Source organism: Pseudomonas sp. Z18(2022) (assembly GCF_036346535.1).
Lineage (GTDB): Bacteria > Pseudomonadota > Gammaproteobacteria > Pseudomonadales > Pseudomonadaceae > Aquipseudomonas > Aquipseudomonas yamanorum_A.
The window spans coordinates 259,942-280,463 of sequence record NZ_JAOTOA010000002.1 but is presented as its reverse complement, the minus strand read 5'-3'; the positions used below and the strand labels follow the sequence as shown (position 1 = coordinate 280,463).

At 61.5% G+C, this 20,522-nt stretch carries 17 protein-coding genes; 3 read left to right on the top strand and 14 right to left on the bottom strand.

Going from position 1 to position 20,522, the window contains the following annotated elements; translation table 11 throughout:
* Window positions 1-22 precede the first annotated feature (22 nt).
* The 9 genes from hutH to hutC all read right to left on the bottom strand — a co-directional run bounded on the left by hutH (window position 23) and on the right by hutC (window position 11,073).
* The gene (gene hutH, locus V3W39_RS06600; RefSeq protein WP_085984627.1) at window positions 23-1,561 is read right to left on the bottom strand and encodes a histidine ammonia-lyase; all 1,539 of its coding nucleotides are present in this window, start codon (window positions 1,559-1,561) and stop codon (window positions 23-25) included.
* Between the two features lie 114 nt (window positions 1,562-1,675).
* Window positions 1,676-3,199, bottom strand: coding sequence for an HAL/PAL/TAL family ammonia-lyase (locus tag V3W39_RS06595; protein WP_330212393.1), 1,524 nt, complete (start codon window positions 3,197-3,199; stop codon window positions 1,676-1,678).
* Between the two features lie 137 nt (window positions 3,200-3,336).
* Window positions 3,337-4,161 (bottom strand): quaternary amine ABC transporter ATP-binding protein, encoded by an 825-nt coding sequence (locus V3W39_RS06590; protein ID WP_259195232.1) that lies wholly within the window; start codon window positions 4,159-4,161, stop codon window positions 3,337-3,339.
* A complete protein-coding gene (locus tag V3W39_RS06585) occupies window positions 4,158-5,009 on the bottom strand; it encodes an ABC transporter permease (RefSeq protein WP_017478193.1) in 852 nt (283 codons plus the stop codon). The genes V3W39_RS06590 and V3W39_RS06585 overlap by 4 nt, the downstream gene beginning before the upstream one ends.
* A 71-nt stretch (window positions 5,010-5,080) precedes the next feature.
* Window positions 5,081-6,046: an ABC transporter substrate-binding protein gene (locus tag V3W39_RS06580; RefSeq protein ID WP_259195231.1), complete on the bottom strand. Its 966-nt coding sequence runs from the start codon at window positions 6,044-6,046 to the stop codon at window positions 5,081-5,083.
* 69 nt (window positions 6,047-6,115) lie between these two features.
* The gene (locus tag V3W39_RS06575; protein ID WP_177120403.1) at window positions 6,116-7,573 is read right to left on the bottom strand and encodes a purine-cytosine permease family protein; all 1,458 of its coding nucleotides are present in this window, start codon (window positions 7,571-7,573) and stop codon (window positions 6,116-6,118) included.
* 150 nt (window positions 7,574-7,723) lie between these two features.
* On the bottom strand, window positions 7,724-9,394 hold the full coding sequence (gene hutU, locus V3W39_RS06570; protein ID WP_177041055.1) for a urocanate hydratase: 1,671 nt from the start codon (window positions 9,392-9,394) through the stop codon (window positions 7,724-7,726).
* Window positions 9,395-9,805: 411 nt separating this feature from the next.
* Window positions 9,806-10,366, bottom strand: coding sequence for a HutD/Ves family protein (locus tag V3W39_RS06565; protein WP_330212392.1), 561 nt, complete (start codon window positions 10,364-10,366; stop codon window positions 9,806-9,808).
* Window positions 10,363-11,073 carry a histidine utilization repressor gene (hutC, locus tag V3W39_RS06560; RefSeq protein ID WP_003217980.1) on the bottom strand — a complete coding sequence of 237 codons (711 nt, stop codon included), beginning with the start codon at window positions 11,071-11,073 and terminating at the stop codon, window positions 10,363-10,365. Before hutC ends, V3W39_RS06565 begins: the two co-directional genes overlap by 4 nt.
* Window positions 11,074-11,220: 147 nt before the next feature.
* Here hutC and V3W39_RS06555 point away from each other — a divergent pair, with 147 nt between their 5' ends.
* A complete protein-coding gene (locus V3W39_RS06555) occupies window positions 11,221-12,585 on the top strand; it encodes a formimidoylglutamate deiminase (RefSeq protein WP_177114315.1) in 1,365 nt (454 codons plus the stop codon).
* Window positions 12,586-12,698: 113 nt separating this feature from the next.
* On the opposite strand, the gene V3W39_RS06550 is transcribed toward V3W39_RS06555, so the two are convergent.
* Window positions 12,699-13,268: a lipocalin family protein gene (locus V3W39_RS06550; protein WP_177041051.1), complete on the bottom strand. Its 570-nt coding sequence runs from the start codon at window positions 13,266-13,268 to the stop codon at window positions 12,699-12,701.
* Window positions 13,269-13,300: 32 nt separating this feature from the next.
* The gene (locus V3W39_RS06545) at window positions 13,301-13,555 is read right to left on the bottom strand and encodes a hypothetical protein (protein ID WP_003217986.1); all 255 of its coding nucleotides are present in this window, start codon (window positions 13,553-13,555) and stop codon (window positions 13,301-13,303) included.
* A 233-nt stretch (window positions 13,556-13,788) separates the two neighbouring features.
* On the opposite strand from V3W39_RS06545, the gene V3W39_RS06540 reads away from it, so the two are divergent.
* Window positions 13,789-14,061, top strand: a complete 273-nt coding sequence (locus V3W39_RS06540) for a type II toxin-antitoxin system Phd/YefM family antitoxin (protein WP_177114317.1) — start codon at window positions 13,789-13,791, stop codon at window positions 14,059-14,061.
* Window positions 14,058-14,381 carry a type II toxin-antitoxin system RelE/ParE family toxin gene (locus tag V3W39_RS06535; RefSeq protein WP_330212391.1) on the top strand — a complete coding sequence of 108 codons (324 nt, stop codon included), beginning with the start codon at window positions 14,058-14,060 and terminating at the stop codon, window positions 14,379-14,381. The genes V3W39_RS06540 and V3W39_RS06535 overlap by 4 nt, the downstream gene beginning before the upstream one ends.
* A 56-nt stretch (window positions 14,382-14,437) precedes the next feature.
* Here the strand turns inward: V3W39_RS06535 and V3W39_RS06530 are convergent, their stop codons facing one another.
* The 3 genes from V3W39_RS06530 to V3W39_RS06520 form a co-directional block, all read right to left on the bottom strand.
* Entirely contained in the window at window positions 14,438-15,448 is a 1,011-nt protein-coding gene (locus V3W39_RS06530) for a class 1 fructose-bisphosphatase (protein ID WP_177041047.1), read from the bottom strand.
* A 107-nt stretch (window positions 15,449-15,555) separates the two neighbouring features.
* Window positions 15,556-16,911 (bottom strand): DUF3999 domain-containing protein, encoded by a 1,356-nt coding sequence (locus V3W39_RS06525; RefSeq protein WP_330212390.1) that lies wholly within the window; start codon window positions 16,909-16,911, stop codon window positions 15,556-15,558.
* Window positions 16,911-20,447 carry a DUF2339 domain-containing protein gene (locus tag V3W39_RS06520; protein ID WP_330212389.1) on the bottom strand — a complete coding sequence of 1,179 codons (3,537 nt, stop codon included), beginning with the start codon at window positions 20,445-20,447 and terminating at the stop codon, window positions 16,911-16,913. The genes V3W39_RS06525 and V3W39_RS06520 overlap by 1 nt, the downstream gene beginning before the upstream one ends.
* Window positions 20,448-20,522 lie beyond the last annotated feature (75 nt).

The window sequence follows — 20,522 nt, the reverse complement described above, 5'->3', positions numbered from 1 at the left end:
CCACACTGGATCGGTGTGGCTGTTACAGGCTCGGGAGCAACTTCGCCGGCACCAGCTCATTCAGGCAGCGCGTTGCCAACAGCTCACTGGCGGCATTGATGTCTGGCGCAAAGAACCGGTCCTTCTCATAAAACGCGACTTTGCTGCGCAGGATCCCGCGTGCCTTTTCCAGCGCGGGTGAAGTCTTCAAGCCATTGCGCAGGTCCAGGCCCTGGCACGCCGCCAACCATTCCACCGCCAACACACCGCGGGTGTTCTCGGCCATTTCCCACAGGCGCTTGCCCGCAGCCGGAGCCATCGACACGTGGTCTTCCTGGTTCGCCGAGGTAGGCAGGCTGTCGACGCTATGGGGATGCGCCAGCGCCTTGTTCTCGCTGGCCAATGCCGCTGCCGTCACCTGGGCGATCATGAAGCCGGAGTTCACACCGCCATTGCCCACCAGGAACGGCGGCAGTTGCGACATGTGCTTGTCCATCATCAGCGAGATGCGGCGTTCGCTCAGGGAGCCGATTTCCGCGATGGCCAGCGCCATGTTGTCCGCCGCCATGGCCACCGGTTCTGCGTGGAAGTTGCCGCCGGAAATCACGTCACCTTCCGCCGCAAACACCAGTGGGTTATCCGATACAGCGTTGGCTTCCACCACCAGCACTTCGGCCGCCTGGCGGAACTGGGTCAGGCAGGCGCCCATGACTTGCGGCTGGCAGCGCAGGGAGTACGGGTCTTGGACCTTGTCGCAGTTCTCGTGGGATTGGGACACTTCGCTGCTTTCGCCCAGCAGGGCGCGATAAGCGGCGGCGGAGTCGATCTGGCCACGCTGGCCACGGGCCGCGTGAATACGCGCGTCGAACGGCGAGCGCGAACCCAGCACGGCTTCCACCGTCAGGGCACCGCAAGCCAACGCACCGGCAAACAAATCTTCGCCTTCGAACAGGCCACGCAGCGCGTAAGCGGTGGAAACCTGAGTGCCGTTGAGCAGCGCCAGGCCTTCCTTGGCCGCCAGGGTCAGCGGCGTGAGGCCGGCGACTTTCAACGCTTCGGTGGCTTCCAGCCATTCGCCTTTATAGCGGGCCTTGCCTTCGCCCAGCAGCACCAGCGACATGTGGGCCAATGGCGCCAGGTCTCCGGAGGCCCCCACCGAACCTTTCAGCGGAATGTGCGGGTAAACCTCGGCGTTGATCAGGGCGATCAGCGCGTCGATCACCTGCCGGCGAATCCCGGAAAAACCCCGGCTCAGGCTGTTGACCTTGAGCACCATGACCAGCCGCACCAGCGCATCGCTGATGGGCTCACCGACGCCGGCGGCGTGGGACAGCACCAGGGAACGCTGGAGGTTTTCCAGGTCTTCGCTGGCGATGCGGGTCGAGGCCAGCAGGCCGAAACCGGTGTTGATGCCGTAGGCGGTGCGGTTCTCGGCGAGAATCTGCTCCACACAGGCAACACTGGCTTCGATCTGGGCCGAGGCGCTGTCATCCAGACTGAGGGTTACCGGCTGCTGGTAGATGGCTCGCAGTTGGGCAAGGCTCAGTTGGCCTGGAATCAGGTTTAGCGCAGTCACATTCATGCTCCTTTTGAGAGTGTTGTTAACTACCAGTCGCTCCGGATGCTTCCGTTATCCGCCGCTGTGCTCTTTTAGAGGATCAGTCGGCTTGGCACGCTGGTTATTGTTGGGAAAAGATCAGTGCAAATTCGGTAGCGTGCGTTGCAGTAAATCGGCGTGCTTGAGCAACGCGGCTGCGGCCGCGATGTCCGGCGCCAGCCAGCGGTCCTGGTCGTAGGCCGGGACGTGTTCGCGCAGCAAACGCCAGGCGGTATCGGTACCGGCGCCGAAGCGCTGCTCCTGGAGAAACTCGAACGCCTGGGCCGCCAGCAGGTACTCGATGGCGAGGATCTGGGTGACGTTTTCCAGCACCGAATGCAGCTTCAGCGCCGCGTTGGTGCCCATGCTCAAGTGGTCTTCCTGAAGGCCCGAGGTGACGAAGTTGTCGAGCACCGCCGGTTGCGCCAGCTGGCGGTTTTGCCCGCACAGCGAAGCGGCGACGTACTGCACGATCATCATCCCGGAGTTGACCCCGGGGTTGCTCACCAGGAACGCCGGCAGGCCACTGACGTGGGGGTTGATCAGGCGGTCCAGGCGGCGCTCGGCGATGGAGCCGATTTCAGCCATGGCGATGGCCAGCATGTCGGCCGCCAGGGCCACGGACTGCCCGTGCGGGTTGGCCTGGGAGACCACGCGGTAGTTGTCTGGCGTGCCGAGCACCAGCGGGTTGTCGCTGGTGCCGTTGAGTTCGGTTTCGATCTGCCGGGTGGCGTGCTCCAGTTGATCGCGGGCAGCACCGTGCACCTGGGGGATCGAACGGATGCTCAGGGCGTCCTGGGTGCGAATGCCTTTGCTGCTGGCGATCACTTCACTGCCATCGAGCAGTGCTCGCAGATTAATGCCCACTTGCTGCATGCCCGGGTGCGGCTTGAGGGCGATGATCTCTTCGTCGAAGGCGTCGATCTGACCGCGCTGGCCTTCAAAACTCATGGCGCCAATCACATCGGCCCACTGCAGCAAACGGTGCGCATCGGCCAGGGCCAGGCAACTGAGGCCGGTCATGCACGGCGTGCCGTTGACCAGGCACAGGCCGTCTTTGGCACCCAGCACCACCGCCTGCAAACCTTCTTCGGCGAGTGCCTGGTGCGCCGGGACGATGCGGCCCCGGTAGCTCACATTGCCAACACCGAGCAAGGCGATGCTGATGTGGGCCATGTGGGTCAAATAGCCCACCGAGCCCTGGGACGGAACCTGCGGCGTGATGCCATGGTTGAGCAGCGCCAGCAGTGAGTGCACGACTTGCGGATGCAGGCCGGACTTGCCGTGGCTGTAGTTGATGATGGCGCAGCAGATGATCGCGCGGGTCTGTTCGTCGCTCAGCGCCGGGCCGACGCCGCAGGCGTGGCTGAGCAGGGTGTTGCGCGACAGCCGGCTGAGTTGCTCGCCCTTGAGCGAAACGTTGCACAAGGCGCCCAGGCCGGTGTTGACGCCATAGGCGCGCTCGCCGCTGGTGACGATGCGCTGGACGATGGCCTGGGCATTGTCGATTCGCGCCCAGGCCTGGCCCGAGAGTTCGAGGACAGCACCGTGGCGGGCCACGGCGACCACGTCCTGCCAGCGCAGCGGGGCGTCGGCGATGATGATTTTTTCAGCCTGGGACATCTTTGTACCTTCTCCAATTCTTGTGCAGCTTCACCGGCCTCATCGCAGGCAAGCCAGCTCCCACAGGGGGAATGCATTTCAAATGTGGGAGCTGGCTTGCCTGCGATAGCGACAGTCAACTCACCACCAATCGCGGGTCAAACCACGGCAGCCCGCCGCTGAACAAATCGGTCCACATACTCATCCGCCGGCGAATGCAAAATCTCCCGAGGCGTGCCGACCTGGATCAGCTTGCCGTCCTTGAGGATCGCAATGCGGTTGCCGATGCGCACGGCCTCGTCGAGGTCGTGGGTGATGAAGACGATGGTCTTGTGCAGGGTCTTTTGCAGTTCCAGCAACTGGTCCTGCATCTCGGCGCGGATCAGCGGGTCGAGGGCGCTGAACGCTTCGTCCATCAGGATGATGTCGGTGTCGGCCGCGAGGGCGCGAGCCAGGCCCACCCGTTGGCGCATGCCGCCGGACAGCTGGTGCGGGTATTTGTTTTCGTAGCCCTTCAGGCCCACGGTTTCGATCCAGTGCAGCGCACGCTCGGTGCACACTTGCTTGGTTTCGCCGCGCACTTTCAGGCCGTAGGCGACGTTGTCCACCACGCTCTTGTGGGGCAGCAGGCCGAAGCTCTGGAACACCATGCTGATCTTGTGCCGGCGGAATTGGCGCAAGGCTTCCATGTCCAGTTGCAGGATGTCTTCGCCGTCCACCAGGATCGCGCCGCTGGTGGGGTCGATCAGGCGGTTGAAGTGGCGCACCAGGGTCGACTTGCCTGAACCCGACAGGCCCATGATCACGAAGATCTCGCCGGTGGCGATGCTCAGGGACAGGTCGTTCACACCCACCACGCAACCGGTGTCGGCCAGCACCTGGTCCTTGGTCTTGCCCTGGCCAATCAGCGCCAGTGCTTCCTTGGAGCGGTTGCCGAAGATCTTGAATACGTTTTTGACTTCAATCTTGCTGACGGTAGTCATTTGCTCGCCTCATGCCGTGGACGACCATAGGCCTGGGTAATGCGGTCGATGACCACTGCGAGAATCACGATCGCCAGGCCGGCTTCAAGGCCACGCCCGACGTTAAGCGTCTGGATGCCGACGAGTACGTCTTCACCCAGGCCACGGGCACCGATCATCGAGGCGATCACGACCATCGACAGGGCCATCATGGTGGTCTGGTTGATCCCGGCCATGATGCTCGGCAGGGCCAGCGGCAGTTGCACGCCGAACAGTTGCTGCCAGCGGTTGGCACCGAAGGCGTTGATCGCTTCCATGACTTCACCGTCGACCTGGCGAATGCCCAGGTCGGTCAGGCGAATCAGCGGTGGCGCAGCGTAGATCACCGTGGCGAAAATCGCCGGCACCTTGCCCAGGCCAAACAGCATCAACACCGGGATGAGGTACACGAAGCTGGGCATGGTTTGCATGATGTCCAGCAGCGGCATCAACACCGAGCGCAGGCGGTTGCTGCGGGCCGACAGAATTCCCAGAGGAATGCCGATCAGCACCGAGATCACCGTGGCCACCATCATCAGTGCCAGGGTTTGCATCAGCTTGTCCCACAGGCCAACGGCGCCCACCAGGAACAGCAAGCCGACGATCACCGCCGTAGTGACCACCTTGCGTGTGGCGTGCCAGGCAATGCCGCCGACAATCGCCAGCATCAACCACCAGGGTGCCGCGCGCAGCACGCCTTCCAGGTTGACGATGGCCCACAACAGGGTGTCGGAGATGTGCCGGAACACATCCCCGTAGTTGGTCACCAGCGAATCAACCCAACTGTTGACCCAATCGGCGATGGAAAACGTAAAACTCTCAGGAAACATAGTGTGCTCTCGATCCAGTGGATTGTGGCCGGGCTTCCGGCTGCCTGCGAGGGCAACCGGAAACGCTCAACCTACAAGGCCGCTTCGATTTTCTTGGCTGCGTCGTCGCTCACCCATGCGTGCCAGACTTCAGGATGTTCCTTGAGGAAAATTTTCGCCAGTTTTGGTGATTCAATTCGCTCTTTGGCCATGCGGCCCAGGTTCTGGTTCAGCAGGTCGATAGGCAGATTGACCTTTTCCAGCACGGCCACCAATTCCGGCGCTTGCTCGTGGAAGGTCTTGGACAGACCGACCTTGATGCTCACGCTTTTATCCACACCGGGCTTTTCTTCGAGTTTGACCAGGTCGACCTGGCCCATCAGCGGGGTGGGCGACCAGTAGTAGAACAGGATCGGCTCGCCGCGCTTGTAGCTCGACAGCACTGCCGCATCCAGCGCCGGTCCGGTGCCTGGACGGAAGTTGGTGTAGGTGCTTTCCAGGCCATAGCTTTTCAGCATTTCGCTGTTGTCCAGCTCACAGGTCCAGCCGGCCGGGCAGTTGTAGAAGCGGCCCTTGGACGGTTCTTCCTGGTCCTTGAACACCGAGGCGTATTTGGCCAGGTCGGCGATGTTTTTCAGGTCCGGCGCCTTGGGTTCCAGCTTGCGCTTGGCATCGCCTTCGATCACGTAGCGCGGCACGTACCAGCCTTCAACCGCACCTACCACCGGAGCGCCGACACCGACGACTTTGCCGGCCTTCTCGGCCTTGTTCCAGACTTCGCTGCGGCCAACCCACTCCTCGGCGAACACCTGGATGTCGTTGCTGCTCAGGGCGTTCTCCATGGTGATGGAGTTGCCCGGCAGGCTATCGGTTTTGCAGTCGTAGCCTTTTTCCAGCACGGTTTGCAGGATGTCGGTGAGCAACATGCCGCTTTCCCAGTTCAGGCCGGCGAATTTCACCGGTTTGCCGGATTCGCACCAACCGGCCGCCTGGGCGCCAGCAGAAGCCAGCAAGCCTGCCGAGAACAAAGTGGCCAGCAGGGTCTTATTCATTTTCATTGTTGTGACGCTCCCAATCTTGAAATGGATTACGGCAGTCAGTAGGCATCCTGCCCTGTCCACGTCCCATCAGGCCTGTGCAGCCAGCCCGTTTGTCGTTGGTGCAGCGCCCTGCTCTACCGGCAGGATCAGGTGTTCAGGTATTGCGCTGTGCCACTTTTTGGCGGCCCAGTAGTAAAGCGCAGCCGGCACCACCAGGCCGATGATCCAGGAGATATCGGTGTCGCCGAGGCTGGCAACCAGTGGTCCGGTGTAGAAATGCGTGGAGATGAACGGCATCTGGATCAGCACGCCGAACACGTAGATGCTGATGCCCATCACGTTCCAGCGACCGTAGCGGCCGTCGGGGTTGGACAGTGCCGGGATGTCGTAGCGCTCTTTGGTGATGCAGTAGAAATCCACCAGGTTGATCGCGCTCCAGGGCGTGAAAAACGCCAGCAGGAACAGGATGAACGCGGAGAAATCCTTGAGGAACGAGTCCTTGCCCAGCAACGCCAGCGCGGCCGCAATCGACACCATCACGAAGATGTACAACAGGCGCGTGCCACTGCCGATATGCCGACTGCCACGGAAGCCACTGATGATCGTCGCGATCGACATGAAGCTGCCGTAGGCATTCAAGGTGGTGACGGTGACCTTGCCGAAGGCGATGCTGAAATACAGCAACGCCGCGACGATCCCGGTGCCGCCCAGGCCGACGATGAATGACACTTCGTGGTGAGCGAATTGCGAGCCGGCCAGGGCCGCGGCAAACACACCGAACACCATCGACGCCTGCGCACCGATCACCGAACCGAGACCCACGGCCCAGAAGGTTTTCGAAGCCTGGGTGCTGCGCGGCAAGTAACGCGAGTAGTCCGCCACATAGGGGCCAAACGCGATCTGCCAGGACGCCGACAGGGAAATCGCCAGCAGGAAACTGCTGAGAGAAAAATGCTTGTTGCCCAGCAACGCACCGATGTCGTTACCGGCCAGCAACTTGTAGAACAGGTAGACGAAAGCCACTACGCCCAGCACGCTGGCAACCCGGCCAATGCCGTGAATGACGCGGTAGCCGAAGATCGTGAACACCATGATCAGCCCCGCGAACAGCACGATGCCCACCCAGTCCTCAACATGGAGCAACTGCGCCACCGCCTGCCCCGCCAGCAACGAGCCGCTGGCAGAAAAACCGATGTACATCAGGCACACCAGCACCAGCGGGATCACCGCGCCATACACGCCAAACTGCACGCGGCTGGAGATCATCTGCGGCAAGCCCAGTTGCGGGCCTTGCGCCGCATGCAGCGCCATGACGCCGCCGCCCAGCAGTTGACCGATCAGCAGACCGATCAACGACCAGAACACATCACCGCCCAGCACCACGGCCAGGGCCCCGGTGACAATCGCGGTGATTTGCAGGTTGGCACCCAACCACAGGGTGAACTGACTTAACAGACGGCCGTGTCTTTCCGCTTCCGGGATGTAGTCGATCGAACGCCTTTCGATCAACGGGGTGCTGCTTGCACGAGCGTCATTTACAGCCATTGTTGTTCAACCTCTGATGGATTGTTCTGCATGCGGATTGCTCTTCTGTGGGAGCTGGCTTGCCTGAGATGGCATCACCTCGGTCTTACTGACAAACCGAGTCGCCTGCATCGCGGGCAAGCCCGGCTCCCACAGGAACCGAGCCGGTCTTTATTTGATCATCGGCAGGTTCAGGCCCTGCTCTTTGGCGCAGTCGATCGCGATCTGGTAACCCGCATCGGCATGACGCATCACCCCGGTGGCCGGGTCGTTGTGCAGCACGCGAGCGATACGCTCGGCGGCTTCGTCGGTACCGTCGCAGACAATCACCATGCCCGAGTGCTGGGAGAAGCCCATGCCGACACCGCCGCCATGGTGCAGCGAAACCCAGGTGGCGCCGCTGGCGGTGTTGAGCAAGGCGTTGAGCAGTGGCCAGTCGGACACGGCGTCGGAACCGTCCTGCATCGACTCGGTTTCACGGTTGGGGCTGGCCACCGAGCCGGAGTCGAGGTGGTCGCGGCCGATCACGACCGGTGCCGACAGCTCGCCGCTGCGCACCATTTCGTTGAACGCCAGGCCCAGCTTGGCGCGCTGGCCCAGGCCAACCCAGCAGATACGTGCCGGCAGGCCCTGGAAGCTGATGCGCTCGCGGGCCATGTCCAGCCAGTTGTGCAGGTGGGCGTCGTCCGGGATCAGCTCTTTGACTTTGGCGTCGGTCTTGTAGATGTCTTGCGGGTCGCCCGACAGCGCAGCCCAACGGAACGGGCCGATGCCACGGCAGAACAGCGGACGGATGTAGGCCGGTACGAAACCCGGGAAGTCGAAGGCGTTTTCCACACCTTCTTCCTGCGCCATCTGACGGATGTTGTTGCCGTAGTCGAAGGTCGGGATGCCTTGCTTCTGGAACTCGAGCATGGCTTTGACGTGCACGGCCATCGACTGTTTGGCAGCCTTGATCACGGCGGCCGGTTCGGTCTTGGCGCGGGCGCGGTATTCATCCCAGGTCCAGCCGGCGGGCAGGTAACCGTTGAGCGGGTCGTGAGCGCTGGTCTGGTCGGTGACCATGTCCGGGCGCACGCCGCGCTTGACCAGTTCCGGCAGGATTTCAGCCGCGTTGCCCAGCAGGGCGATGGAAATCGCGCGGCCTTCCTTGGTGTATTTGGCGATGCGCGCCAGGGCGTCGTCGAGGTCAGTGGCTTGCTCGTCGACATAACGGCTGTTCAAGCGGAAGTCGATGCTGACCTGCTGGCATTCGATGTTCAGCGAGCAGGCACCGGCCAGGGTCGCGGCCAATGGCTGGGCGCCGCCCATGCCGCCGAGGCCGGCGGTCAGGACCCAACGGCCCTTGAGGTCATCGTTGTAGTGCTGGCGACCGGCTTCGACGAAGGTCTCGTAGGTGCCCTGCACGATGCCCTGGCTGCCGATGTAGATCCAGCTGCCGGCGGTCATCTGGCCGTACATGGCCAGGCCCTTGGCGTCGAGTTCGTTGAAGTGTTCCCAGCTCGCCCAGTGCGGCACCAGGTTGGAGTTGGCGATCAGCACGCGCGGGGCATTGCTGTGGGTCTTGAACACGCCGACGGGCTTGCCGGATTGCACCAGCAGGGTTTCGTCGTCATTGAGGTTGGTCAGGCTTTCGACGATCTGGTCGTAGCATTCCCAGTTGCGCGCGGCACGACCGATGCCGCCGTACACCACCAGTTCTTTCGGGTTTTCGGCAACCTGTGGGTCGAGGTTGTTCATCAGCATGCGCAGCGGCGCTTCAGTCAGCCAGCTTTTGGCGGTCAGCGTATTGCCGCGTGCGGCACGGATTTCAACGTCACGGTACTTGGTAGGCTTGGTCACAAAAAATTCCTCAACGATCAATGCGCGAACATGATTGGTGCGAAGAGGATGTCCATGGACTCTTACGCACACATCTTTACTTGTACATACAAGCATATGCAATCAAGCGGCCAACTTTGCGCGCAAGGTTTGAAGAATTTTCCGGGATGAGGGTGAAAGCCTTGGAAAATAAGGCTTCGCTGCTTGATGAATTTTCTTACAGGGGATTTTTACAGCGCGGGAGACTTGTCACCGAGGCAGTGCTTTGCGCCATGCTGGGGCGTTCGGTAACAAGTTGGTGCGGGGGTTGGAAACAGTTTCCAGCGTCGCTGGAGATCAACTGTGGGAGCTGGCTTGCCTGCGATAGCGGTTGGTCAGCCATGCATCTGCTGCTGATACACCGCTATCGCAGGCAAGCCAGCTCCCACATTTTTAACCGCGTTTAGTCAGCTCGATGACGCAGCAACGACCCGTGACGCTGACGTCCAGCAGGCCGGTGTTACCGTCCAGTTGCAGGCAGTCGTGACGGCTCAGACGCTCACCGAGCACCTTCACTTCATCGGCCACACTGAACACCAGCACGGTGTGCGCGGCGCTGAAGAAACGCTGCGTACCGTCCATCCACTGCAACCGCGCCTGATAGCGCTGCGGTGAATAGATCAGGTTGAAATCGCGGATCGGCCCGCCGATCAATCGGCAGGACACCTGGCTGTCACCCTTGAACGGGAACGGCTGCAGCGGTAACAACCCGCGCTGCTCCTCGCCGTCCACCGTGAGCACCATGCCCGAGCCTTGCAGCACGGTGATGATCCGCTGGTACCCGGCGAAGGTAGAAAACCCGCCCGACTCGGCGATATCGGCGATCGACAGGCGCCAGCCAAAACCGTCCAGGCCCTCGCCTGCATCACGGGTGATTTCTTCAGTGCTGCCGCCGCCGTTTTTCCACGGCATGCGCACGTAATCGGCGGCGCGCCAGACTTTCATCGAACTCATTTACTGAAACGTCCTTCCAGGCTATGACGGGAACCGGGGTGGATCAAACGCGCGGCGGTCACCGGCTGGCGGCCCGACCAGGTGCGGCGGCGAATCAGCAGGCATGGCTCGCTGGTTTCGATTTGCAGCAGCTTGCATTCGTCGGCGTCGGCGAGGATCGCCTCAACTACGTGCTCGCCTTCGGTCAGCGGCGCCACCTGGTTGAGGTAGGCATATGGCGTTTGCTGGGTGAAATCCTGCTGCAGGTATTCCGGCGCTACCAGGGCGTTGACGAAACGGTCTTCGATTTGCACCGGGATGTCGTTTTCGTAGTGCACGATCAACGAGTGGAACACCCGCCCGCCTTCGCGCATTTCCAGGGCGACGGCGCGCTCGGAACCGGCAGCTTCTTCACCGAGGGTAATGACTTTGCAGGTATGACGATGGCCGCGGGACGCGATCTCGTCGGCAATGTTGTGCACTTCAAACAGCGCCGACTGGCTCTTGGGCTCGGCGACAAACGTGCCCACGCCTTGCATGCGCACCAGCAGGCCTTCGGCGGTCAACTCACGCAGGGCGCGGTTGATGGTCATGCGGCTGAAGCCCAACTGGTTGACCAGTTCGCTTTCCGACGGCACGCGGTAATGAGGCGGCCAGTTGCCGTTGAGAATCTGCTGGCTGATCATCTGTTTGACACGGGCATACAAGGGCGCCGGACTTTCGTCCATGTGGGCAGCCAGTGAAGACTTGGCGGGCGGAGTCGGCACAGGGAATCCTTGCAGGTGAAAAAGAAGCATAGCTTGCCGGAGTTTACCGAGCAGGCAAACGTCTGTATATGTATATACAAATAAACACACGACCGGGGTGCCTTAATCATGTCCGCTTTCTTTGCCGAACGCGCGCTGCTGCCTAATGGATGGGCCAATGATGTACGTCTTGAAGTCAGCGCCGACGGCCTGCTGACCAAGGTTGAGCCCAACGCCAGCGCAGACGGTGCCGAACGGCTCAGGGGGCCGGTGCTGGCGGGCATGCCGAACCTGCATTCCCACGCGTTCCAGCGGGCAATGGCCGGGCTGGCGGAAGTGGCCGGCAACCCGAACGACAGTTTCTGGACCTGGCGTGACTTGATGTACCGGATGGTCGGCAAGATCAGCCCCGACCAACTGCAGGTCATCGCGCGCCAGCTGTATATCGAGATGCTCAAGGCCGGCTACACCTCGGTGGCCGAATTTCATTATGTGCACCACGACGTCAACGGCCAGCCCTATGCCGACCCGGCGGAGCTGTCGCGGCAAATCAGCCAGGCAGCCGCCAGCAGCGGCATCGGCCTGACCTTGCTGCCGGTGCTGTACAGCCATTCCGGTTTCGGCGGCCAGGCACCCAATGAAGGCCAGCGGCGCTTTATCAACAGCACCGAAAATTACCTGAACCTGCAATCACGCCTGCAACCGATCCTGGCCGCACAACCGGCGCAGCAACTGGGCCTGTGCTTCCACTCGCTGCGTGCGGTCACGCCACAGCAGATCAGCGAAGTACTGGCCGCCAGCGACAAGGCGTGCCCGGTGCATATCCATATCGCCGAGCAGCAAAAGGAAGTCGACGACTGCCTGGCCTGGAGCGGCCAGCGTCCGCTGCAATGGCTGTATGACCATGTTGAAGTGGATCAGCGCTGGTGCCTGGTACACGCCACCCACGCCAATCCGGAAGAAGTGACATTGATGGCCAAGAGTCGGGCGATTGCCGGGCTGTGCCTGACCACTGAAGCCAATCTGGGCGACGGGATTTTCCCGGCGGTGGATTTCCTGGCTCAGGGTGGGCGCATGGGGATTGGTTCCGACAGCCATGTATCACTGAGCGTGGTGGAAGAATTGCGTTGGCTGGAATACGGGCAGCGTCTGCGGGACCAGCGGCGCAACCGGCTGTATCGCAGCGATCAGCCGATGGTCGGGCGTACGCTGTTCGATGCCGCACTGGACGGTGGTGCCGAGGCACTGGGGCAGCCGATCGGGCGCCTGGAAGTCGGCAAGCGTGCCGATTGGCTGGTGCTGGATGGCAACGATCCGTACCTGGCGACGGCGAACGAAGACGGGATTCTCAATCGCTGGCTGTTTGCCGGCGGGGATCGTCAGGTGCGCGATGTGCTGGTCAACGGCCAGTGGGTAATTCGCGACGGGCATCACGCTGCCGAAGAAGACAGCAGCCGGGCGTTTACCCAGGTCTTGCGGGATTTGTTGGGCTGACAGACTGCACATAACAAAATGTGGGAGCTGGCTTGCCTGCGATAGCAGTGGTGAATCCAACACCGCTATCGCAGGCAAGCCAGCTCCCACATTGGAATGGTAGCGCTCTTCAGTTACTGCGAAGTCTTCGCCATCTGCTTGTCCGACGTCCGCCAGATCAACCGGGTAGTGTCATACCCCTGTTGCCGCGCCCTGCTCAGCAGGTCTTCGCGAGTGTCGGCACTGACTGTCGGCGTGCGGGACAATAACCACATATAGCGCCGGCTCGGGCTGCCGACAATGGCGGTCTTGTAGTCATCGCTGATGTACAACACCCAGTAATCGCCCTTGGTCACGCCCGGCAGCAGCGCGGTGAACCAGTTATTGAATTCCACCCAGAGCTTGTCGGTCCTGCCGGCAACTTGCGGCGTGGCCGTGCCCTTGGCTTCCTGCCACTTCCACTCCGGCGTCAGGCAGCGGTTGAACACCGACATATTGCCATCGGGCAGCAGCGTGTAACGGGCTTCGGACTGCGCGCAATTGCGCTGGAAGTACATCGGCAAACGGGCCAACTCATACCAGGTGCCCTGGTAACGCTTGAGGTTGACGCTGCCAACCGTCTTGGGTTGCAGATCATCGCCAGAATGGCTGGCGCAGCCCGCCAAAAACAGGCTGGCGCAGAGGTATAGAACGAAACGCATCATGTTGTTTTTCTCCCGCAGGCTTTCGCCCCGGTTTACTTCAGGCCTTGCCCGGAAAAAATCAGTACTTTGTCACCGGCGTATTGCACGCTGATAAAGCTGTTTTTATCGCCCCAGGTGCAACTGGACATACCCAGCGCGCCAGAACAATCAGTCGGCTTGCCCAACAACGACTCCACCTCGGCCTTGGGCATGCCGGCCGACAGTTTTGCGTAATTTTCTTGAGTGACCTTGCTGCAAGCGGCCAGAAGCACGCAAAACGACAACAGGGCGAGACGGCGTAACGACATGGAAAAACTCCTGGAGAGACGAAGCAGCTTGGGGGTCTGCCAGAAGCTTAGAAGGGAAAAGGGGTGTCTGGTTCCCGATGGGGGGTGGTATTTCTTTTTTCAATCCAGCGACTTTATTCGGGCTTAAAAAATGGGTGCGTTTCGTCGGATGACAGCGGCAATAAACCACTGCAATGTCACGAAGGACCAAATAAAGACTAAAATCAGTCCTATCTTCGAGAAAGGATCGTCCCGTGAAACTCTCATCCCAGATCAAACCCATCAGCTACTTGAAAAGCCACACTGCAGAGATCGTCAAAAATTTAACTGAAAGCCGTGAGCCACTGGTAATCACCCAAAATGGTGAGGCCAAGCTGGTTGTGATGGACGTGAAAAGTTTTGAAGAACAAGAAGAAACCATGGCCCTGTTGAAGCTTCTAGCCTTAGGTAGCCGACAAATTGAATTGGGCCAGTTTCAAGACATGGAGGACGTGTTCGCGGAACTGGACAAGGACGATGAACAATGAGTTTCAACGTTGTAATCCTTCACTTCGCCAAAAACGACCTCAAGGAAATTAAGTCCTATCTGATCCGACAGTTCTCTGCAGCGTCATGGCAACAAACCTATGACACGTTGAAGCAAGCTCTTCGTCGCCTGGAAACCCAGCCTTATGCCGGATCCATACCCGAAGAACTTGAAAAGCTCCATCTCGGCCGCTACCGACAGACTGTGTGCGGGATGAATCGGATCATTTATGAGATCCAAGATAAAACCGTTTACGTCCATATCATTGCCGATACACGGAAAAGCTTTCAGGCGTTACTGCTGAAAAGCCTTATTCAATAAACAAAAAAGCCCCGAAATGCTGAAAGCATTCGAGGCTTTTTGCTTACCGCAAAGACTTACGCCTTGTGGTAACCGGTCACACGCTCAACTTCTTCCTTCGAACCCAGGAACACCGCCACGCGCTGGTGCAGGCCTTCAGGCTGGATGTCGAGGATGCGCTGGTGGCCGTCGGTGGACGCACCGCCCGCCTGCTCCACGAGGAACGACATCGGGTTGGCTTCGTACATCAGGCGCAGTTTGCCTGGTTTGGACGGCTCGCGGCTGTCACGTGGGTACATGAACAGGCCACCACGGGTCAGGATGCGGTGCACGTCGGCAACCATCGCAGCCACCCAACGCATGTTGAAGTTCTTCTTCAACGGGCCTTCCTCGCCTTCCATCAACTCGTTCACGTAGCGCTGTACCGGAGCTTCCCAGTGACGCTGGTTGGACATGTTGATGGCGAATTCCTGGGTAGTCGCAGGAATGGAGATGTCTTCGTGGGTCAGCACGAAGCTGCCCATTTCACGGTCCAGGGTGAAGCCTTTGACGCCATCGCCCAGGGTCAGCACCAGCATGGTCTGCGGGCCGTAGATCGCGTAACCGGCAGCCACCTGCTCGGTGCCTGGCTGCAGGAAGGCCTTTTCGTTCAGGGCTTCGTTCTGGCTCAGGTATTCGTTCGGGCAACGCAGTACCGAGAAGATGGTGCCTACCGGTGCGTTGATGTCGATGTTCGAAGAACCGTCCAACGGGTCGAATACCAGCAGGTACGCGCCTTTCGGGTATTTGCCCGGGATCTGGTAGGCATTGTCCATTTCTTCGGACGCCATGCCGGCCAGGTGACCGCCCCATTCGTTGGCTTCGAGCAGGATTTCGTTGGAAATCACGTCGAGCTTCTTCTGTACTTCGCCTTGTACGTTTTCAGTGCCCATGCTGCCCAGGACACCACCCAGCGCGCCTTTGGAGACGGCGTGGCTGATTTCCTTGCAAGCACGCGCCACCACTTCGATAAGGAAGCGCAGATCGGCAGGCGTGTTGTTGCTGCGGGTCTGCTCGATCAAATAGCGACTCAGGGTAACGCGGGACATGGAAGGCTCCGGAAATAGGGGGCTAAAAACCCGCGCAGTTTAACGCGAGTCGGGGCGTATTTCCTCATATGAGAGGATTTAAACCCAATAGAGTTCATGGACTTTATTTAACGTGCCACCGGCGGCTTGCGCAGCAAACTGTAGGCCATGGCCCCCAGTGCCGCCACACCGAGCAGCAGCACGGCCCAGAGACCGAGTTTTTTCCAGTTCGGCCCGGTATCAACAGTGGCCACAACCGCAGGCGAAGTCACCACTGCCTCGCCCGCCACTTTCGCCTGCCCAAGCCCCGCGAGGCGCTCGGCGCTGTAATCCGGAATCAACGTCGACAGCGGCAAATTCGCGCCCTTCACCGACGGGTTGCCCAACGCCAAAGTGAACGGTGGTTCGCCCCGCGCCAGGAACACCAACTGCGTGGCCCGAACCGCAAAGCTCAAGGCCGGTGCCTCCACACCGAGACCGCCGCCGCGCTCGTCCACGTCGAGTTTGAGCTGAGCAACGGCCTGGCCCGGCAACTGCAATTCGTTCTGCAGAACATCCTGGCCATTCTGCGTCAGCCGGTAAAGCAAACCGCTGCTCAAGGGCTGCCAGGCCTGATTGCTTTCCCGGCGGCCCGACAAGGTGACTGGCGCGAGGCTGTTGGGTTGGCTCAAATCAATACGCAAACGTTCGACGTTCAGCGCATTGGGCAACTGCCAGCTGTATTCGCCGGCCTTGAGACGGCTGCCCGACAAAGGCTGCGACCACACCAGCGGCAACGGCAAGCTATGGGCATTGACGCTTTCCAACTGCGCCGACGTCAGCGCCGGTGCGGCCTGGCCTTTCCACAGCAGGCGCAGATAACGCGCCGATTGCCCCGGCAAACTCACTTCATGCTGCTCGACGCGCTCGTCGGCAAACGACAGCCGCGCCACCTGCCCTTCGCCCCAGGAACGCCAGTGCTGCAAGTCGTCGCTGGCTTCGATGCTGAAACGCTGGAAGCCGTCGCGCTCGCTGGTCCAGTCGAGAATCAGTTGCTGCAACGGGGCCTTGATCGCACTGGCATCGAGCAGCCAGCCGCGCAGGACTTCTTCGCCGGCCTCCAACTGGCTGGGCGGCTGCACCTGCACCAGCGTGCCCGTGGATGTGGATTGCACGCGTACGCTGGGCACGGTCTCAGTGGAGTCGGCCGCGGCGTACAGTGGAAACCACTTCACGTTGGCCAGGCTGCGGCTTTCGGTACTTTGCGCCGACTGCCGCGCCAGCGCGTAAGCCTGGGGCTCGCCGGCGGCGTTGAACACCCGCACGTCACTCAGGTCAGCCTGGCGGGCACTCAACTGCACCGCCAGCGGCAGTTCCAGGCGGTACCACGGGCCTTCGCCGCTGACCGTCAGCGGCACCCGCGTGGTGAAGTCGGCGGGGGTTTCCTGGGCCCAGGCCGAACACGTTGTGCACAACCCCAACAGCACCACACTCAGCTTGCCCATCAAGAGGCCACTCCTTCAGATTCAACCACCGGCTCGGGACGCTTGGGCGGCAACGGGGCGAAATAGCCCACCACCAGCAACAGCCCGCCCACACCGATAAACGATACGATCCGCGCCAGCCCGCCGCGGTTGCTCAGTTCGACGAAGAACAATTTGGCGACCACCACCGCGATCAACACGGCACCGATCAGCCACACCTCGCGCCGATGACGCAGATGGCCACCGATCATCAGGCTCAGGGCAATCAGGGTCCAGACGATCGACAGCCCGGCCTGTACCAGCATCGATTCCAGCAGCGCATCCAGATGGAACGGCACGCCACCCCAATGGTGAGCCGTGCGCATCACCAGGGCGGTGAAGAAGGCGAACAACGACACTCCGGCGACCGCCTGGGCGATCAGTTCGGCGCGTGGCCCACGCTGGGGTGCGGCGCTGCGGGACCACAGGTACACACCCAATAGCGCGAACAATAAACCCAGGTCCAGCGGGTTAAGCAGCGGCACATACGGCAGCGGCTCGGCGGTGCCGTCGCTGAAGATATTTGCCAGCCAGAACCAGCCAAGCATCAACACCGCCAACGGCAACGCGGCATACAACCGGTACTCGCGCGGGTACGCCGACACCGGCCATGGCCAGTTGCGCGGCACAGCAGCCAGCACCAGGTACAGGCTTGGCAGAATCGCCCAGCCCAGCCAGCGCCAGGCGTTGTATTCCTCGGACAGCAGTAACAGGCCGTAGCGCAGCTCCAGCGCCAACACGCCAATCAGCATCCAGCAGCCGAGCACATGGGCGGCGCCCAAGGCTTTTTCCGGGATGACCAAGGCCAGGCGCCGCAGCGAAACGAAGTGCACCGCAAACACCGCCGCCCACGCCAGCCAGGCGAAATTTGCCGCCGGGTGATAACGCGAGTCCCATGACCCCAGCAACACCACGCCGGCCGCCGGCATCAACAGCGCGCACAGCAAGCCCAGCGACGCCCATTGCAGCCTCAGGGCCAACACCGCCCAGATCGCCACACTCACCGCCGCCACTGCCAACAGCCAGGTACCTTGCAGCGTCGAGGGCGCAAAACGCAGCACTTCACTGACCAACGCCAGCGTCCACCAGGCCGCGCCCCACACCAGCAGCACGTCGGACAAGCGCTGCAGACTCAACGCCTCGAACACTGGCGCATGCGGCCGACGCTGCAAACGCCAGGCACCGACCAGCGCCGCCAGCCCAAGCACCATCGGCGTCCAGAAACCGCTATGGCCCAGGGGACGCAAGCCTTCGCTGGTCAGCGGCCCGAGCAAGTCCGGCACCGCGATCAGGAACGAAGCGCCGCCGATCACTTGCAGCAACAACCCGAAGACAAAACTGACGCGCTGTTGCAGATACAGGCTCAGCCAGATGATCAACAAGCCACTGGCCGCCCACACGCCGCTGGCGGTCTCCCATGGCAGCACGAACAGCACCGCCAGATTGATCAACACCAGCCCGGCCAGCAGTACTACCGACAAGCCACGCAACAACCGCACGTCGCTGCGCACCATGCTGTCCCGCGCGGCCAGCAGCATGCCGCCGATCAACGCCAGGCCTATCAGCGAAGCGGTGAGCAACCCGCTCCAGCCGGCACTGAACACCGCGCTTGAATCGACGCCCGCCTGCAGGCGCAGCAGGAACAGCGCGCCACCCAACAGTTGCACGGCAAACGCGGTGAAGAGGAACGTACGCGAGCCGATGCGCAGGCCCACCAGCAAGGTTGCAAGGCCCGCGATTGCCCAACTGATGGCGGTGCCTTGGGTCAACAGCAGCAACGGGGCAAGCAGGTACAAGAAACCCAGGCCGACACTGGCCAACACTGGCAAGCCGCGACGCTCCCAATTCGCCGCTTGTTCAACCGAGGCTTTGCGCAGTTGAGAGAAACTGAACAGCAATGCCGCGCCCAGCAACAACGCCCCCAACGGTGCGCCATCCAACAGGCTGGTTTCGCCAACCCGCAACTCGCTGAGGAACGCCAGCGCCGAGCCGACTTGCAACAGCAAGCCAAACGCCCGCGCCAGAGGCCGCTGCTGACGCAGGCCGAGCCAGAAGATCCCGGCGCCTTCCACCGCCCAGGCCGCTGCGGTCCAACGTGCGTCGAGGCCCAGTGGGATCGCCAGGCTGGCGAAGATCACACCCAGTGCCAGGCAGGTTTCCGCCAGCAGCAAGGCGCGCCCGCCACTCAGCAAACGGGCCAGGCCCATGTAGATAATGCCCAGGGCCAGCGCGCTGAACGCAGCGGCAAACTCCAGGTGCTGCACCAGCGCAAACTGCAACCCGAAGCCCACCACCGGCGGACCGAACAGCATGCTGCCGTCGACATAATCGCCCTTGGCCGCCGACCAGCGCAGCAGCGCGCCACGGCTGTCATCCTGCGGCGCATCGCTCATCTCCAGCAATTTGCGCCGGGCGAACAACAGGCCGATGCCGAGGTACATCAGGAAAAAGAGAATCAGGAACGGCTCGGTGCTCCACAACAATTCGGGTGTGTAGGAGCGCATGCCCCAGGCGAAGCCGATGCCGAAGGTGCCGACGAATCCGATCAGGTTGAGCAGGCGCCAGGCCTTGAACCAGGCGATGGCAAGGATGCCCGCGTTCAGCAGGGCGAAATAGCTGAACAGCGCCACATGGTTGCCGGCGCCGGTGGACGTGAGGATCGGTGCCGCAAAACCGCCGAGGGCAGCGGCGCAGGCCAGGCCGAGGGCGTCCTGGGTAATGGCCAGGATCGCCGAAAAAACCGTGACCGCCACCAGCAGACCGAGGGCGGCACCGGGATCGAGCAGCGGGTGCAGGCGCATGGCCGCGAACACCGTCAGGTACAGCACGGCGATGCCGGTGCCTTGCAGCATCAACCCGTAGTTGCTGTTGCGCAGCCGCAGCCACCAGCCCAGGCCCAGCAAGGCCAGCGCACAGCCGGCAACGCCCGCATAACGCAGCTCGATCGGCACCACCATGCCTTCAGTGGCATAACGCAGCAGGAACGCCAGGCCGAGGAACAACAGCACCACGCCGACCCGCAAAACAGTGTTGCCACCGAACAGCCAGTTGCGTGCGCCACTGATGGCGCGCTCGATGAGATTGGGGCCACGGGGCACCGCTGGCGCGGCGGGCTGTTCAGGGATGCTGTCGCTCGGTTCGGCCCTCCAGACGTCAGCCGGCAATGGCTGGCTGGGCTCGGCCGCTACCGTTGCGTACGCAGGTTCCAATTCGGCGGGTAATTCCCAGACGAGTTCGGGCGACGCCGTTACCGGCAGCGGCTCTTCGACAAGGATAGGTTCGGGGGTTTCAACGGCAGCCGGCCTTTCCAGCAAGGCCAGACGTTGCTCCACCCCTTTCAGGGCGTTGCGGGCAGACTCCAACTGACGGCCTTGCTCCTCCGTGCGCGAGGCGAGCATCGACAGGCGGATCGCCTGGCCAATGCCCAAACCGAGGAGCGCACCAATGCCCGCATCACTGAACGACTCGTCGAGTGTCCAGCCGAGCACCAGGCCAATCAGCATGAAAATCCATTGCATGGTCGATATCCCTAAGCAGCCCGAAGCGGGCAAACCGAGGCTTAGTATATCGACACAACCCAAATGTGGGAGCGG